The following is a 13,466-nucleotide window of genomic DNA, read 5'->3' on the forward strand; positions in this document are numbered from 1 at the left end:
TACCTCCTATCCAACTAAGCCACTTAGTGGTCGGTGCCGTAAATCCTTCGGGGGTTGACTTCAAGGTGGGCCGCCCTTGGGTAGGCCGCGAGGTGCAAGGTCGCTACAGAATGGGCATGCAAGATGACTGAGCGAAGTGGTCGCCTCTCTCGTCTGGAGAAGCCGAAATGCATCATTCGCCGGGCGTTACCTTCCTGGACAACGCTGGGACCGTCATCCTCCTGCTGTGGGCCTTCGCCATGTGGGGCGCCGTCGCGGTGCTCGCCCTCGCTAGCCGCAGGGCCGTCGCTCCGTGGATGTTCCGCGCGTCGGCCGCCGTCATCATCCTCGGGATCCTGGGCCAGCTCGGCCACATCCAGGAGCACGTGGCCCAGACCGGGTACTGGGTGGCCAACCCCGAGGCCCAGCCGTGGATGACGCCCTGGGGTACCGGTCTTGCCAACGGCTTCGGCCAGATCGATACCTCCAAGCCGAGCCTGGGTATGGAGATCCTGCACTTCACCGGCAACCTCATTTTTCTCGCCGGTATCGTCGGTGTCATGCTCATCACCCGCCGCGCACTGGGGACCAGGGCACGCAGGTACGCCAGGATGGGTGTGTGGATGCAGGGCATCCACGGGATCGAGCATGCCGTGCTGACTCTGTCGGTGGCCCTGGGGGCATCGCGGGCGATCGGCCTGTCGACGTGGTTCGGCCTGCTGGAGCCGGGGCCCGGTCTGTGGACGTACCGAATCTGGTGGCACATGCTCGCCAACCTCGTCGGCTCCGTCATCTTCGGCATCGCGGTCTACCACCTGTGGCGGGAACGCCGACAGATCCGCGAGAGCCATCGTCTGCTGCTGGCCGGCAGCTCCGTCCCGCCCCAGGCCTCCCCTGCCCCACTCGTAGCGCAGCACGAATCTGGCCCCTCGGCTGGTCGCTGACGGTGCAGCAATGCCGGTTCGAGCCGGGGACGTCCGGCGTGGAAAGGACGCAGGACACGCCACATGGGGAGGAGAGTGCGGTCGCCGGACGTTCGCCGTGCAGGTAGAAGGGCTGACTGGGCCGTTCGCGCATACCTGCGCTCACGTTCCGCATCGGGCAGCCCGCCGGCCATCTGGGGCCAGGCGGTGCGGGCGCGGGCGGACAGCCGCTGCTCAAGCGGGGTCTTGGCCGAGGCCGGTGGGGCAGGCATAGGACCGTCCTGCCTGCCCCCGTCCTGACACTCAGTCATGATCGTGTCTGTTCCCGTCTCCTGCACCGAACGGCCCCACGACCGTGCCTCGAGCCAGGACGAACTGCTGCGGCTGGCAGGCGCGTTGGAGCACGCCTCGGAGCACCCCATCGCCCAGGCGATCGCGGCCCTTGAGCGTTGCCGCCCTGCCCATGCTGGCACCAGATCCCGATATAACCTAAGGTACTTAGTAGAAAAGTCTTCGGCGGGTCACGTGTGCGCCTCTCCGCCGCCCATCGGGAGGTTCCCATGCCTCAGTCCCTGTACCCGCTGCTCCTCCTGGCCTGCCCGATCGGCATGGGCCTGATGATGTGGTTCATGATGCGCGGCGGTTCGCACGCATCGCGGCACGGCCACTCACCCTCGCCGCAGGCCGAGTTCGCCGAGCTGCGCAAGGAGATCGCCGAGCTGCGCGCCGCCCAGGACCAGAAGGACACACCCCGGCCACTGCGGAGCTGAGCCAGAGACCCTCAGCCTCAGGGCTGCCGCGGCGGCACTGACCGCCGCACCGCTCTTCTCTTCGCCTCCGCGGTCTACGACACGACGCGCCTGATCACTCCCCGCCAGACCCGTCGGCCACCCCTCGCCTCCGGGGTCGACGCGCGGCACTGTAGGCCGAGGAGCGGTGGTACACCGACCTGCTCCTGCGCGGACGGATCGACGCCCGATCCTGTCGGCAGCGGATGAGCAGCCTCGCCCGGGGACACCGTGTCGACCGACCCCGCCGACACGGGCGACCGAACCGCCATTGCTACTAAACCAATTAGCGAAATACGATGGCGGACAACCGCCGACCGGAGGCGAGGCGCACCCCCGTCGCCCCGTCCGCCGGTCGGCGGCTCGATCGTAAGGAGCAGTACATGGGCACCTGGCCCGCCCGCAAATGCGGCTCTCCCGCGCTCTGACCCGGCCGCTCGGGAACACCGACGCCTCCACCCCGCCGTCCGCTCCCCGGCATCCGCCACCCCGGAGCAGCTGCTCGCCGAGCGGTTCGCCCGCGATGAGATCGACGAGAAGGAGTACGGGCGCCGCCTGGAGGTACTGCGCAACGGCGGGCCCACGCTGACCGAGCGGTGACCCGCTGAGGTCGGAGCCGGCTCACCTCGAGGGACCTCGTAGAGGAGGCACTGCCATGCGAGCGATCGCCCCGATCGGTGTGGGACTCTCGGCTCTGGCTGCCGTAGCCCTCGTACCCGCGACCGCGAGGGCCGACGCTCCCTCGGATCCGGGTCCCAGGTTCGGCCAGCGCGTCCGGCACTGCGCGCAGGCCATGGGATTCTCCGGAACCCACAACCCCCTGGTGATGAGTGACGGATGGCGTGAGGAGTCTGCGGGCGGGGGAGTATTGGCCATGCCGGTACTGCTGTGTCCGGCAGACGTGTCCGCAGGGAGGCATGGAGCACTACTTGCCGCGTCGGTGGTTGGTCAGGTGCTGCGGGCCGTTCTCGGGGCGTCCGGGGTACGCGGCTCGGCTTCGGCGGCTGAGGGCGCCGCTGCGGGCAGCCGCAGCCGTTTCAGGGCGAGGGCGTTGACGGCGACGATGATGCTGGAGCCGGACATGGACAGGGCGGCGATCTCGGGGCGCAGGACCAGGCCGAGGGAGGGTTCGAAGACGCCGGCGGCGATCGGGAGGGCGATGGAGTTGTAGCCGATGGCCCAGGCGAGGTTCTGGCGCATCTTGTGCAGGGTGCCGCGGCCGATGCGCAGGGCGGTGGGCACGTCGAGGGGGTCGGAGCGCATCAGGACCAGGTCGGCGGTCTCGATGGCGACGTCGGTGCCGGCGCCGATGGCGATGCCGAGGTCGGCCTGGGCGAGGGCGGGGGCGTCGTTGACGCCGTCACCGACCATGGCGACCTTGCGGCCTCCTGCCTGCAGTTCGGCGACCTTGGCGGCCTTGTCGCCGGGGAGGACCTCGGCGATCACGGTGTCGATGCCGAGCTGTTCGGCGATGCGGTCGGCGGTGGCCTGGTTGTCGCCGGTGAGCATGACGACCTCGACGCCGAGAGCGTGCAGTTCCCTCACCGCGGCCGCCGAGGTCTCCCGGGGTGCGTCGGCGATGCCGATCAGGCCGGCGGCGCGGCCGTCGACGGCGGCGATGACGACGGTGCGGCCGGTGGTGGCCAACTCCTTGCGGCGCTGGGCCAGTTCACCCAGGTCGATCTTTTCCCGCTCGGCCATGCGGCGGTTGCCGACGACTACGCGGTGGGCGTCGACCTCGGCGATCGCGCCGTGGCCGGGGACGTTCTCGAAGCCCGCGGCGCGCGCCGCGTCCACGGCCTGCGTGTCGGCGTGCCGGACGATGGCCTCGGCCAGCGGGTGCTCGGACTCCCGTTCCACCGAGGCGACCAGGCGCAGCAGTTCGCCCTCGGTGATGCCGTCGGCGGCGATCACGTCGGTGACTTCGGGTTCGCCCTTCGTCAGGGTGCCGGTCTTGTCCATGACGACGGTCTGGATGCGGGCGGAGGCCTCCAGGCCGACGGCGTTCTTGAACAGCACACCCCGCTGGGCGCCGAGCCCTGTGCCGACCATGATTGCGGTCGGGGTGGCGAGACCGAGGGCGTCGGGGCAGGTGACGACCACGACTGTGATGGCGAACAGCATGGCGGTGCCCAAGGAGCGGTCGGTGGCCAGCAGCCAGACGGCCAGCGTGGCGGCGCCGCCGAGCAGGGCGACGAAGACCAGCCAGAACGCGGCCCGGTCGGCGAGGCGTTGCCCGGGGGCCTTGGAGTTCTGGGCCTGCTGGACGAGTTGGACGATCTGCGCCAGGGCGGTGTCGGCGCCCACCTTCGTGGCACGGACTCGCAGAGTGCCGTTGGCGTTGATGGTCGCGCCGACGACCTGCGAGCCGACGGATTTGTGGACGGGCAGGCTCTCGCCGGTGACCATCGACTCGTCGACGTCGCTCTCGCCCTCCTCCACCACGCCGTCCACGGCGATCTTCGCTCCGGGGCGGACCAGCAGCAGGTCTCCCACCACGACCTCGGCGGTGGGTACTTCGGCCGGCTCGCCGTCGCGCAGGACGAGGGCCTTGGGCGGCGCGAGGTCGAGGAGGGTGCGGATGGCGTCGTTGGCGCCGCCGCGGGCACGCATCTCGAACCAGTGGCCGAGCAGTACGAAGGATGCGAGCACGGTGGCGGCCTCGTAGAAGGCGTCGCCGCCTCCGGTGAGCGTGACGATCAGCGAGTACAGCCAGCCCGAGCCGACGGCGACCGCGACCAGCACCATCATGTCCAGGGTGCGGGCACGCAGGGCGCGTACGGCGCCGTCGAAGAAGATCGTGCACGAGTAGAAGATCACCGGCAGGCTCAGCAGCAGCGCCCACACGTCCTCGCGCAGCCCGAAGGGGACCGGGACGTCCAGGTTGAAGACGTCCTCGCCGATCGGTGACCAGATGACGATGGGGATGGAGAAGAGCACGGCGACGAGGAAGCGATTGCGCATGTCCGTGACCATCTGGGCCATGGACATGCCCTCGTGTCCGCCGTGGCTCATCACCTCGTGCGGAGAGGGCATGGCCTCCGGGGCGGCGTGCGCCTCGTGCTCGGCAGGGGTGACATGTCCCGCGTGAGCAGCGGGAGTCGGCGGCTCGGCGACCGCTGTATGCCCCTCATCGTCCACGCGTCCGCCCGCTGCCGCGACAGGTGGAGGGTCCGGCTCGGCCATCGGGTCGCACAGGTGGGTCGGCACGGACTGGCCCGCGCAGTGGTAGCCGCACTCTTCCACCCAGCGGCGCAGCTCGGCCAGCGAGGTGAGGTTCGGGTCGAAGACCACGGTCGCTGTTTCCGACACCGGGTTGACCTCGACCTCCAGCACTCCCGGCCGGCGCCCCAGGACGGCGGCGGCGACGTTCTGCTGGGAGGCCCAGCGAAGGCCGCCCAGTTCGAGCACCGCGGTGCTGCGCTCCTTGCTGTGGCCCATCGGGTGATCCACGTGATGCTGCATGGACACTCCTCCTTCGGGTGGCGGGTGCGTGTGGAACATCGACGGCAGCCCTCGCCTACAAACTAATGGTTTTAGTACGTACGTGCAGGGCGACCGGTGCGTTCGCTGCGACGGGGTGTGCGCCACCACCGCGGCCGCCGAAAGCAGGGAGGTCGGCGAGTGCGATGGCGGTACCCCGCGTCCTGGCGGCCTCGGTGGCCCGGAGGGGGGCCGGAACGTCCATGACCACATGCCGGGCATGTCGTCGGGCATGCCCGTGTCGGACGGATGGGCTGAGGCCAGCGGCAGCGCCACCTTCGTGCGTGCAGCGGCCGTGGCCGTGCGCGGGTGGCGAAGCTGACTCCGTTCTTGGTTCCGGTGGCGAACGTCCCGACCTCCGGGGCCGAGGGCAGCCTGCCGCCGAAGGAGTCCGGCAGCAGTGTGCGGGCCCGGTCGTCGGCTGCCGTGCTGGGGCCCGGTCGCTCGATGGCGGCGAGGGCTTGACGGACCGTCACCAGGTCCTGCCGCCCCTGTCCCTGCCGGCCCAGAACCCGCCCCCGCGGCGCCAATGCCCAGCTGTGCCCAACCGACCGCGCAGGCGCTGCCGGCGAGCGGGCCCCAGGGGTGGGCCGAACAGCCCTGGACGAAGGGACCCCCGGCAAGCCAGAGGCCCGCTCGGCCCCTGCCCACGCAGCACCCGCAGGAGCAGGCTCAGCAGTATCCACAGATACCCGGTGGAGGTATACAAACAACCCGGTAACGGGCATCCAAGGAGGACGCCATGCAGCACAGGAACTTCGGCCTGTACGTGATCGCCGCGGCGATCCTCGTCGTGGGACTCGTCGCGCTGGGGGCACCTCTGAGCACCCTGCTGTTCCTGGCCGTCTTCGCCGCCTGCCCGCTGATGATGATGTTCATGATGCGCGGCATGCACGGAGGCGACGGCCACGACCAGCACAGCGGCCACGAAGGTCACCAGCACGACGACCGCCCCACCGACGACAGCCAGGACCGGCTGCACAAGCGCCTGTGACCGGCCCTCGCGCCGGGCCCGGGCCAGGGAGGCGGTGAGGTGCGATCACCACGCTGATCGGCGCGCTGCTGTTCGTACTGGTGATGGCCGGTCTCGTCCACGACACGGTGCGACTGCTGACCGGCCGGATCGACGCCGTCACCCACCGCCGTCGAATGACCGGCCTCGTTCACCGCACGCCCCCCTCTCAGGGAGTTCGTCATGGCTGACGCCGCCTACGGCCTCTGGCCGCTGGTGATCCTCAACACCATCCTGTTCATCGTCTTCGCCGCCAGTCTGTTCCACCCCAAGACCAAGCGGGACTGGCGGGCCATGGGCGCCTATTCGGCGTTCCTGGTCGCCCTGTTCACCGAGATGTACGGCACCCCGCTGACCATCTATCTGCTGGGCAGCTGGCTCGGCTCTCAGTTCCCGCTCCTCAAGGACACCCACGCGGGCGGCCACCTGTGGAACGACCTGATCAACTGGCAGGGCGACCCGCACCTGAGCCCCTTCCACCTGGCCTCTTACGTCGGGATCGGTGTCGGCTTCTGGCTCATCGCCACGGCCTGGAAGGTCCTGCACGAAGCCTCCCAGCACAACCGCCTCGCCACCACCGGCCCGTACGCCTGGGTGCGTCACCCTCAGTACGACGGCTTCCTGCTCATCATGATCGGCTTCCTGCTGCAGTGGCCGACCATCCCCACCGTGATCATGTTCCCGGTCCTGGTGGTGGTCTACGTTCGTCTGGCCCGCAGCGAGGAACGTGAGGTCGCCAAGGAGTTCGGCGACGACTGGGCCGCCTACGCCGTTCACACACCCGCCTTCTGGCCCCGCTTCCGCCGCCTCGACCAGCCGCACCACCGCCCCACCGGTACGTCCGCCCATAGGCCCGGCATCCGCCCGCCGACGGCCCGAAGGTGACCTGTCATGCAACCCCTGGCCTGGACCCTGGTCACGGCGCAGATCCTCACCACCGTCGCCTGCGCCATGCACCTGACGCGGCGCCACCGGAACGCTCCCACCGAGTTCCCGCGCACGATTCACCGCACGGCCCCGGTCCTGCTCCTCACAGGCATGCTGCCACTCCCCGCTCTCCTCCCCATCGACGCACCCGCCCTGCTCTGGGCACTGTGGGGTGCCGGTTACACCACCGCCGCCCTGGTCCATACCGCCGCGGACACCCACCGCGACCTCCCCCATGCGCAGGCAGCACAGCCCGGTCACCCGGCACGACGAGCATGCGAGAAGAGAGGCGAGCCGCATGAACGCCGACACACTCTCGGGCACAGGCTCCACATCAGCCGCAACCACCGGCGGCGCGCTCCTGGAAGCCCTCGGGATCGAGAAGGCGTATCCGCGTTGGAGTGTGGCCGTGGCGCCGCCGGGCCGAGGTGCTGCGCGGCGCCGACGTGCCCCTTGCACCCGGCGAGGTCGTGAGGCTGGTCGGTGAGAACGGCTCCGGCGAAAGCACCCTGATGAAGATCCTCGTCGGCGCGCTGGCCGCGGACGCCGGCAGCGTGTCGTAGGCCGGGCGGCCGGGCTACTGCCCGCAGGAACCCGTGGTCTACGGACGGCTCACCTGCGACGACCACTTCGAACTCTTCGGCCGCGCCTACGGAATGACGGGCGAGACCGCGCGCGAAGCCCGCAGGGGCCTGTACGCGGCGCTCGGCTTCGAGCGTTACGCGGCCACCCGCGCCGACCAGTTGTCGGGCGGCACCCTCTCCAAGCTCAACCTGGGCCTGCCGCTGCTGGCCGATCCCGACGTGCTGCTCCCCGCCAAGGCAGGGCGCCCGGACACTTCCGGCCGCCCTCACCGACCGCGTCCTGGTGAGGGCGGCCGTCGTCAGTGAGCCATGACCGGCCCCTGCGCCGGGTCCGGGCGCCCCTTCGGCAGGAGCAGCGCGCCGAGGGCGGCGGTCACCGCCGCGATGACCGCGCAGGCGGTGAAGGCGTTGTCGAAGCCGCTGGTCCCGGCCCCCGGGCCAGCCGCGCCGCCCTCCAGGCTCGCCCCGGCGATGGTGGAGATGACGGCGACGCCGAGCGCCGCGCCCAGCTCGTGCGAGGTGCTGACCAGTCCGGACGCGAGCCCCATGTCCTGGTGCGGCAGCCCGTTCATCGCGGCCGTGGTGGCACAGACGAAGGCGGTACCCAGTGCCAGCGACAGCAGCGCGAACCCGGGCACGAGGTCGGTCCAGACGCCGCTGTCGGCGTCCAGGCGGGTCAGCAGTGCCGCCCCTGCAGCGGTCAGGGCGAAGGCGAGAACGCCGACGGGCCGCCAGCCGAGCCGGGCGACCAGGTGAGAAGCGGCGTGCGCGCCGAGGGTGATGGCCACGGCCACCGGCAGGAACACGAGCCCCGTCTTCAACGCGCTGAACCCCAGGACGTGTTGGATGTAGAAGGAACTGAGGAAGAAGCTCGCGATCAGCAGACCAGACGCTGCCAGCATCACCACGCTGCCCCCGACGAGCGAGCGGCGCGCGAACAACGCCAGGCGTACGAGGGGTTCGCGCACCCTCCGTTCGATCGCGATGAAGCCGGCTGCCGCGAGCGCGGCACCGATCAGCGGGAGCCAGGAGCCGACCGCGTCGAAGCCGTCATCGCGGGCCTGCACGAGGCCGTAGATCAACAGGCCTGGCGCGGCGGTGAGGGTGAGCGCACCCGGAAGGTCGAGCGAAGAGCCCGTACCCGAAGGGGAAGACAGGGAGGGCGCGTTGCCCAGCAGAGCCGGTACGCCGAAGAGCGCGACCAGCCCCACGGGAACGTTGATGAAGAACACCCACTCCCAGCCCGGCCCGGACACGAAGACCCCACCTAGCAGCACACCCACGGCGGAGCCGGCGCCTCCGATCGCGGCCCACGCGCCGAGGGCCTTGTTGCGGTCGGGGCCGTGGAAGAGGGCCGTGACGATGGCCATCGCCGCCGGTGACATCAGCGCCGCGCCGGCGCCTTGGGCCGAGCGGGCCGCGATGAGCATGCCCCCGCCCACGGCGAGTCCGGAGGCTATGGAGGCGGCGGTGAACACCGTGAGCCCGGCGAGGAAGGCGCGCGGTTTCCCGATCGTGTCCGCGAGCCGTCCGCCGAGCAGCAGCAGACTGCCGAAGAAGAGGGTGTATGCGGTGACGACCCAGGTGAGTCCCGAGCCGGTCAGGTCGAGGTCCTCACCGATGGTCGGCAGGGCGACGTTGATGACGGTCACGTCCGCGATCAGCATGAACTGGGCGAGGCAGAGCAGGGCCAACAGCCGCCACCGGTGGGGGTGTTCGGCGGAGGCGGGCGGCTCGTGCGGGTGCGGATCCGAGTGGGCTGTTCCCGGTGCGTGGCTCATGACTGGTCTCCCGAGTCGTCGGAGTGGATACGGCGTGGCGCGAGGACGAGGACGCTCAAGGCGCCGAGCAGGGCTATCGAGGCGGTGGTGAACATGGCCGGGCCGAGTCCCGCGGTGAACGCGTCCCGGGCAGCGCGTGCGACGGCGGCTCCCGCCTGCTCCGGCAGCCGTCCGGCACCAGTGAGTGCCGCCCCGAGCGAGTCGTGCGCGGCCGCCTCCTCACCCGGACCGAGCGCGCTGCGGGCGAGTTCGCTGCGATAGCGGTCGGCAAGCACACTGCCGGTGACTGCGCCCCCGAGCGCCGCGCCGAACTGAATGGCGGTGCTGTCGACCGCCGGTCCCACGCCCAGAGCACGCCCCGGCAGCGTGCCCACGATGGCGTCGGAGGTGGATGTGATGACGAATCCGGCGCCGGCGCCCAGCACCACGACCGCTACGAGAACCCGGCCGTAACCGTCACCGGTGTTCGTCGTGGCGAACACGGCCAAGGCCGCGGCCACCAAGACGAGTCCGGCGGCTGCGACGTACCTCAGTCCCAGCCGCTGCACGAGCGCCCCTGCCATCGGCCCGGCCACCAAGAGGGCCAACGCCATGGGTCCGAGCCGCCAACCGGTCTGCGCGGCCGAGTAGCCGAGGTTGAAGTGCAGATGCTGCACAAGGACGAAGAGCGTCCCGATCATCGCGAACGCCCCCAGCATGATCAGCGCCGCCCCGACGGTCAGACCGCGATGGCAAAGGATTCCCAGCGGCAGCAAGGGACTGGCGGCACGCCGCTCCCACCGCACGAACACCACGACAAGCACAGTGGCCGTGCCAAAAGTGCCGAGAACCAGTGGATCGGTCCACCCCTCGCCCGGCGCCCAGATGATCGCCCACAACAAGAAGGCGGGCCCCGCGACGGACAGCAGCGCGCCCAACAGGTCGAGCCTGCGCCCACGCACGGCGGGTACGGCAGGAACCAGCAAGGCTCCGGCGACCAGCCCGGCGGCGCCGATGGGCAGGTTCACCAGAAAGACCGAGCCCCACCAGAAGTGGTCCAGAAGGCACGCGGCCGGCGCGGGGTCGATGACGGTGGCGACGCCCACGGCGGCCGACCAGACACCGATCGCCTCGGTGCGCTCGGCGCTGTCCGTGAAGACGGTTGCGACGATCGCGAGCGTGGCAGGCATGATCAGCGCCTCGCCGATCCCCATGGCACCGCGAGCCACCAGTAACTGGGTGACCGATCCGGCGTAGGAGGCCCCACCGAGGCCCCGGTGAACAGCAGCAGCCCGGCCAGGAAAACCCGCTTGCGGCCGAGCCGGTCGGCGAGCCCGCCGCAGAAGAGCATCAGCACGCCGGCGAGAAGGGCGTAGATGCCGACGATCCACTGCAACTGACCTGCCGAGGCCCCGAGTTCACCCACGAGCGCGGGCAGCGCGACGTTGAGGACCGTGGTGTCGAGTCCGACGACGAGGAGGCTCACGCCGAGGACGGCCAGGACCAGCCAGCGCCTACGCGACGCCGGCGCAGGGGGCGGGATGGACGGGCGGACGACGACATCACTCATGAACTGCACAGTACAGTTCATCTAATCTGAACTCAACTGTTCAGTTCACTTGAGGCTACGATACGTCCATGGATCACGAGGCAGCCGCCAGCAGACGCCCTCCCTCCGGAGTGCGAGCCGAGCAGAAGCGCGCCGCGATCGTCGAGGCCGCGCGCAAGACCTTCCTCAAGGAGGGATTCGCCGCCGGCGTGGACCTCATCGCCGCCAACGCGGGCGTGTCCAAGGTGACGATCTACAACCACTTCGGCAGCAAGGAAGCCCTGTTCACCGCCGTCATCGCGGACGCTCTCGACGCACCGCTCGGCGCGACGGTGGTGGCCGCGATCGACCGTCTCGCCGACGCAGACGACCTGCGCCAGGCCCTCACCGAAGCGGCCCAGGCCTGGGTCAAAGGTGTTCGGGACAACCCCGACGTCCTGGCCATGCGCAACCTCGTCACTCGGGAACTGCCGCGCTTCCCCGAGCTCGGCAAGGCCTGGCAGCATCAGGCCCCCGGGGGTCATCACCCAGCCCTGGCCGCCGCGCTGCGGCAGTTGGAGGCCAAGGGCCGGCTCACCATCCCCGATCTGGAGGTGGCGATCATTCAGCTCTACTCACTGATGCTGTATCCCCACCTGGTCTTCAGCGCATACGGCACCGAGCTCGACGCGAACCTGAGCGACCGGTTGATCGCGCATGGCGTGGAGATGTTCCTGAGCCACTACGCGCCAAGTGATCCGAGCCCGGTCCGCTGACTCGGGCACGGTACCCATGGGGGATGTTCACCCAGGCCGCCGATTCACCGGTGATGATGAGGATTCTTGGAAACGGGTCTGGCGACATCTCGTGACGGTCACGATCGACACCGGGTAGCGATCGCTGCGGAGCGGGAATGCCCTGGTCATGCGGGACTTATCCGTACTGAAGGAGGCTCTGCTGCCGGAGGCGGTGGGGCTGATGCTCGACCGGTTCACCGACACGGACGGGCTGGTCGTGGTCGAAGCCCACAGTTCTGTCGGGGAGGTGGCGTGTCCCGACTGTGCGGAGGCCTCCCGGCGGGTGCACAGCCGGTATCAGCGCCGCCTCGCTGAACTGCCCGTCGGCGGGCGGCGGTTGGTAGTCCGGCTGATGGTACGCCGGTTCTTCTGTGACACCGCGGACTGCCCGCGCCGTACGTTCGTCGCGCAGGTCGAGGGCCTGACCTCGAAGTATGCCCGTGCCGGGCCTGGAGTGAAGGGGTGGTGGCGGGCCGTCGCGCTTGCGGTGGGCGGCCGTCCGGGGACGCGGTTATGCCGCGTCCTGGCGGCGCCGACCGGACGGGCCCGGCTGTTCGGGCAGCTGCAGGCACCAGCCGTTCCGTCTCACAGTCCGCGGGTGCTTGGCATCGACGACTTCGCATTCCGCCGGTCCCGGACGCATGGGACCACCATCTTGGACGTCGAGCAGTCCACGGTCATCGACGTACTGCCGGACCGCGCCAGCGAGACCCTTGCCGCCTGGCTGACCGCACACCCCGGGCCCGGATCGTGTGCAACCGGTTTCCGACGACACGCGACGAGCGCGGCCGACCACACCCGGCCGGACGACCCGGTCTGAACACCACACATACGAACCCGACATCACCTCCCTATTCCGCGGCGATCCAGTGCTCGAACGCCGCCAGGTGCCGCTCGGAGGCGGCGAGCAGGTTGGTGTACACCTGGCGCGTGTCCGGGGCGGTCAGCCCGGACAGCGCCTTTTTCAGAGCGGCGATGTCCTCGGTCTCGACCGTGCGCCCGGCCTTGAGGGCCCCGGACAGGCTGTCCTCGCCCTGCTTCAACAGCCGGTCGTAGGTGGCCTGCACGGCCGGGTCGGTGAACTCACCGGCCGGCTTGCCGGCGGTCGGGTCGGTGACGTCGTAGCGGTCCAGCAGGGTGCGCACGGCGCTCAGGTGGCTGGTCTCTGCCGCAGCGATCCGTTCGAAGACATGTACGTCGTAGCGTGCGGCGAACGCGGTGTAGAGGTCGTGCGCGAGTTTCTCCTCTTCCGCCATGTCCGCCAGCGTGGTCTTCTGGGCCGCGGTCAGGGTGCCCTGCGCGGCGAGGGCGGTGTAGCCGGTGCAGCTCCCGTCGTGGCGGGCATCGTGCATGCCCTCACCGTGCCGTTCGGCGTGGTGCTGACGGCCCGTCATCGTCTGCTGCTGCATGGTGGTGCCCGGCGCCGGGGTGTCGTCGGTGCCCGCCGCCACCGCGCCGCCGGCCAGCACTCCGCCGATGGCGAGCATGCCCGCGGTGACAGCCGTCGCGATCCTGACGTTGCGCTTCATGGCGAACCTCCTCGAATCCGCGGGAGCGTCCTTGCGTTCCCGCACCGTCACCGTCGCGCCCGGTCCTGCAGTCGTCGTGCGCTGCGTGTGGAGACGGGATGGAGACGACCGCCGGGCGGGTTGGGGCTGTTCGGCCCCTCGCGGGGGCGGACACAG

At 70.1% G+C, this 13,466-nt stretch carries 11 protein-coding genes and 2 pseudogenes; 9 read left to right on the forward strand and 4 right to left on the reverse strand.

Translation table 11 applies throughout. The annotated features are described in order from the left end of the window. Positions 1-167 precede the first annotated feature (167 nt). The 3 genes and pseudogenes from PH203_RS35390 to PH203_RS35400 all read left to right on the forward strand — a co-directional run. Positions 168-923, forward strand: coding sequence for a DUF6008 family protein (locus tag PH203_RS35390; protein WP_289925453.1), 756 nt, complete (start codon positions 168-170; stop codon positions 921-923). A gap of 539 nt (positions 924-1,462) precedes the next feature. Continuing rightward, a complete protein-coding gene (locus tag PH203_RS35395) occupies positions 1,463-1,672 on the forward strand; it encodes a hypothetical protein (protein ID WP_289925455.1) in 210 nt (69 codons plus the stop codon). Positions 1,673-2,179: 507 nt separating this feature from the next. Beyond that, positions 2,180-2,290: pseudogene (locus PH203_RS35400) on the forward strand (SHOCT domain-containing protein); the annotation flags it as partial. Positions 2,291-2,638: 348 nt separating this feature from the next. Here the strand turns inward: PH203_RS35400 and PH203_RS35405 are convergent. Next, on the reverse strand, positions 2,639-5,155 hold the full coding sequence (locus tag PH203_RS35405; protein ID WP_289925456.1) for a heavy metal translocating P-type ATPase: 2,517 nt from the start codon (positions 5,153-5,155) through the stop codon (positions 2,639-2,641). A 760-nt stretch (positions 5,156-5,915) separates the two neighbouring features. Here PH203_RS35405 and PH203_RS35410 point away from each other — a divergent pair. The 4 genes from PH203_RS35410 (at position 5,916) to PH203_RS35425 (ending at position 8,002) form a co-directional block, all read left to right on the forward strand. Beyond that, positions 5,916-6,167 carry a DUF2933 domain-containing protein gene (locus tag PH203_RS35410; protein ID WP_289925458.1) on the forward strand — a complete coding sequence of 84 codons (252 nt, stop codon included), beginning with the start codon at positions 5,916-5,918 and terminating at the stop codon, positions 6,165-6,167. Positions 6,168-6,368: 201 nt separating this feature from the next. Next, positions 6,369-7,070 carry an isoprenylcysteine carboxylmethyltransferase family protein gene (locus tag PH203_RS35415; protein ID WP_289925460.1) on the forward strand — a complete coding sequence of 234 codons (702 nt, stop codon included), beginning with the start codon at positions 6,369-6,371 and terminating at the stop codon, positions 7,068-7,070. Positions 7,071-7,513: 443 nt separating this feature from the next. Beyond that, entirely contained in the window at positions 7,514-7,675 is a 162-nt protein-coding gene (locus tag PH203_RS35420) for an ATP-binding cassette domain-containing protein (RefSeq protein WP_289925461.1), read from the forward strand. A 33-nt stretch (positions 7,676-7,708) separates the two neighbouring features. Further along, complete coding sequence (locus PH203_RS35425; RefSeq protein WP_289925463.1) at positions 7,709-8,002, forward strand: hypothetical protein; 294 nt, start codon at positions 7,709-7,711, stop codon at positions 8,000-8,002. On the opposite strand, the gene PH203_RS35430 is transcribed toward PH203_RS35425, so the two are convergent. Together PH203_RS35430 and PH203_RS35435 are read right to left on the reverse strand one after the other, a co-directional pair. Beyond that, positions 7,996-9,477, reverse strand: coding sequence for an MFS transporter (locus tag PH203_RS35430; RefSeq protein WP_289925465.1), 1,482 nt, complete (start codon positions 9,475-9,477; stop codon positions 7,996-7,998). The two genes, PH203_RS35425 and PH203_RS35430, sit on opposite strands and share 7 nt — an antisense overlap. Then, positions 9,474-11,047: pseudogene (locus PH203_RS35435) on the reverse strand (MFS transporter). The gene PH203_RS35430 and the pseudogene PH203_RS35435 overlap by 4 nt, the downstream one beginning before the upstream one ends. Positions 11,048-11,094: 47 nt before the next feature. Here PH203_RS35435 and PH203_RS35445 point away from each other — a divergent pair. Both PH203_RS35445 and PH203_RS35450 read left to right on the forward strand, forming a co-directional pair. Further along, positions 11,095-11,760 (forward strand): TetR/AcrR family transcriptional regulator, encoded by a 666-nt coding sequence (locus tag PH203_RS35445; protein ID WP_289925469.1) that lies wholly within the window; start codon positions 11,095-11,097, stop codon positions 11,758-11,760. A gap of 148 nt (positions 11,761-11,908) precedes the next feature. Next, positions 11,909-12,601 (forward strand): transposase family protein, encoded by a 693-nt coding sequence (locus tag PH203_RS35450; RefSeq protein WP_289925471.1) that lies wholly within the window; start codon positions 11,909-11,911, stop codon positions 12,599-12,601. Positions 12,602-12,632: 31 nt separating this feature from the next. Here the strand turns inward: PH203_RS35450 and PH203_RS35455 are convergent, their stop codons facing one another. After that, a complete protein-coding gene (locus PH203_RS35455) occupies positions 12,633-13,310 on the reverse strand; it encodes a DUF2202 domain-containing protein (protein ID WP_289925473.1) in 678 nt (225 codons plus the stop codon). Positions 13,311-13,466 lie beyond the last annotated feature (156 nt).

The sequence above is a fragment of the Streptomyces sp. S.PB5 genome, assembly GCF_030403745.1.
Lineage (GTDB): Bacteria > Actinomycetota > Actinomycetes > Streptomycetales > Streptomycetaceae > Streptomyces.

Excerpts from the sequence above, each read along its gene's own strand:
- PH203_RS35390 (WP_289925453.1), top strand. The coding sequence starts at position 168 with ATGCATCATTCGCCGGGCGTTACCTTCCTGGACAACGCTGGGACCGTC.
- PH203_RS35395 (WP_289925455.1), top strand. The coding sequence starts at position 1,463 with ATGCCTCAGTCCCTGTACCCGCTGCTCCTCCTGGCCTGCCCGATCGGC.
- PH203_RS35405 (WP_289925456.1), bottom strand. The coding sequence starts at position 5,155 with ATGCAGCATCACGTGGATCACCCGATGGGCCACAGCAAGGAGCGCAGC.
- PH203_RS35410 (WP_289925458.1), top strand. The coding sequence starts at position 5,916 with ATGCAGCACAGGAACTTCGGCCTGTACGTGATCGCCGCGGCGATCCTC.
- PH203_RS35415 (WP_289925460.1), top strand. The coding sequence starts at position 6,369 with ATGGCTGACGCCGCCTACGGCCTCTGGCCGCTGGTGATCCTCAACACC.
- PH203_RS35430 (WP_289925465.1), bottom strand. The coding sequence starts at position 9,477 with ATGAGCCACGCACCGGGAACAGCCCACTCGGATCCGCACCCGCACGAG.
- PH203_RS35445 (WP_289925469.1), top strand. The coding sequence starts at position 11,095 with ATGGATCACGAGGCAGCCGCCAGCAGACGCCCTCCCTCCGGAGTGCGA.
- PH203_RS35450 (WP_289925471.1), top strand. The coding sequence starts at position 11,909 with ATGCGGGACTTATCCGTACTGAAGGAGGCTCTGCTGCCGGAGGCGGTG.
- PH203_RS35455 (WP_289925473.1), bottom strand. The coding sequence starts at position 13,310 with ATGAAGCGCAACGTCAGGATCGCGACGGCTGTCACCGCGGGCATGCTC.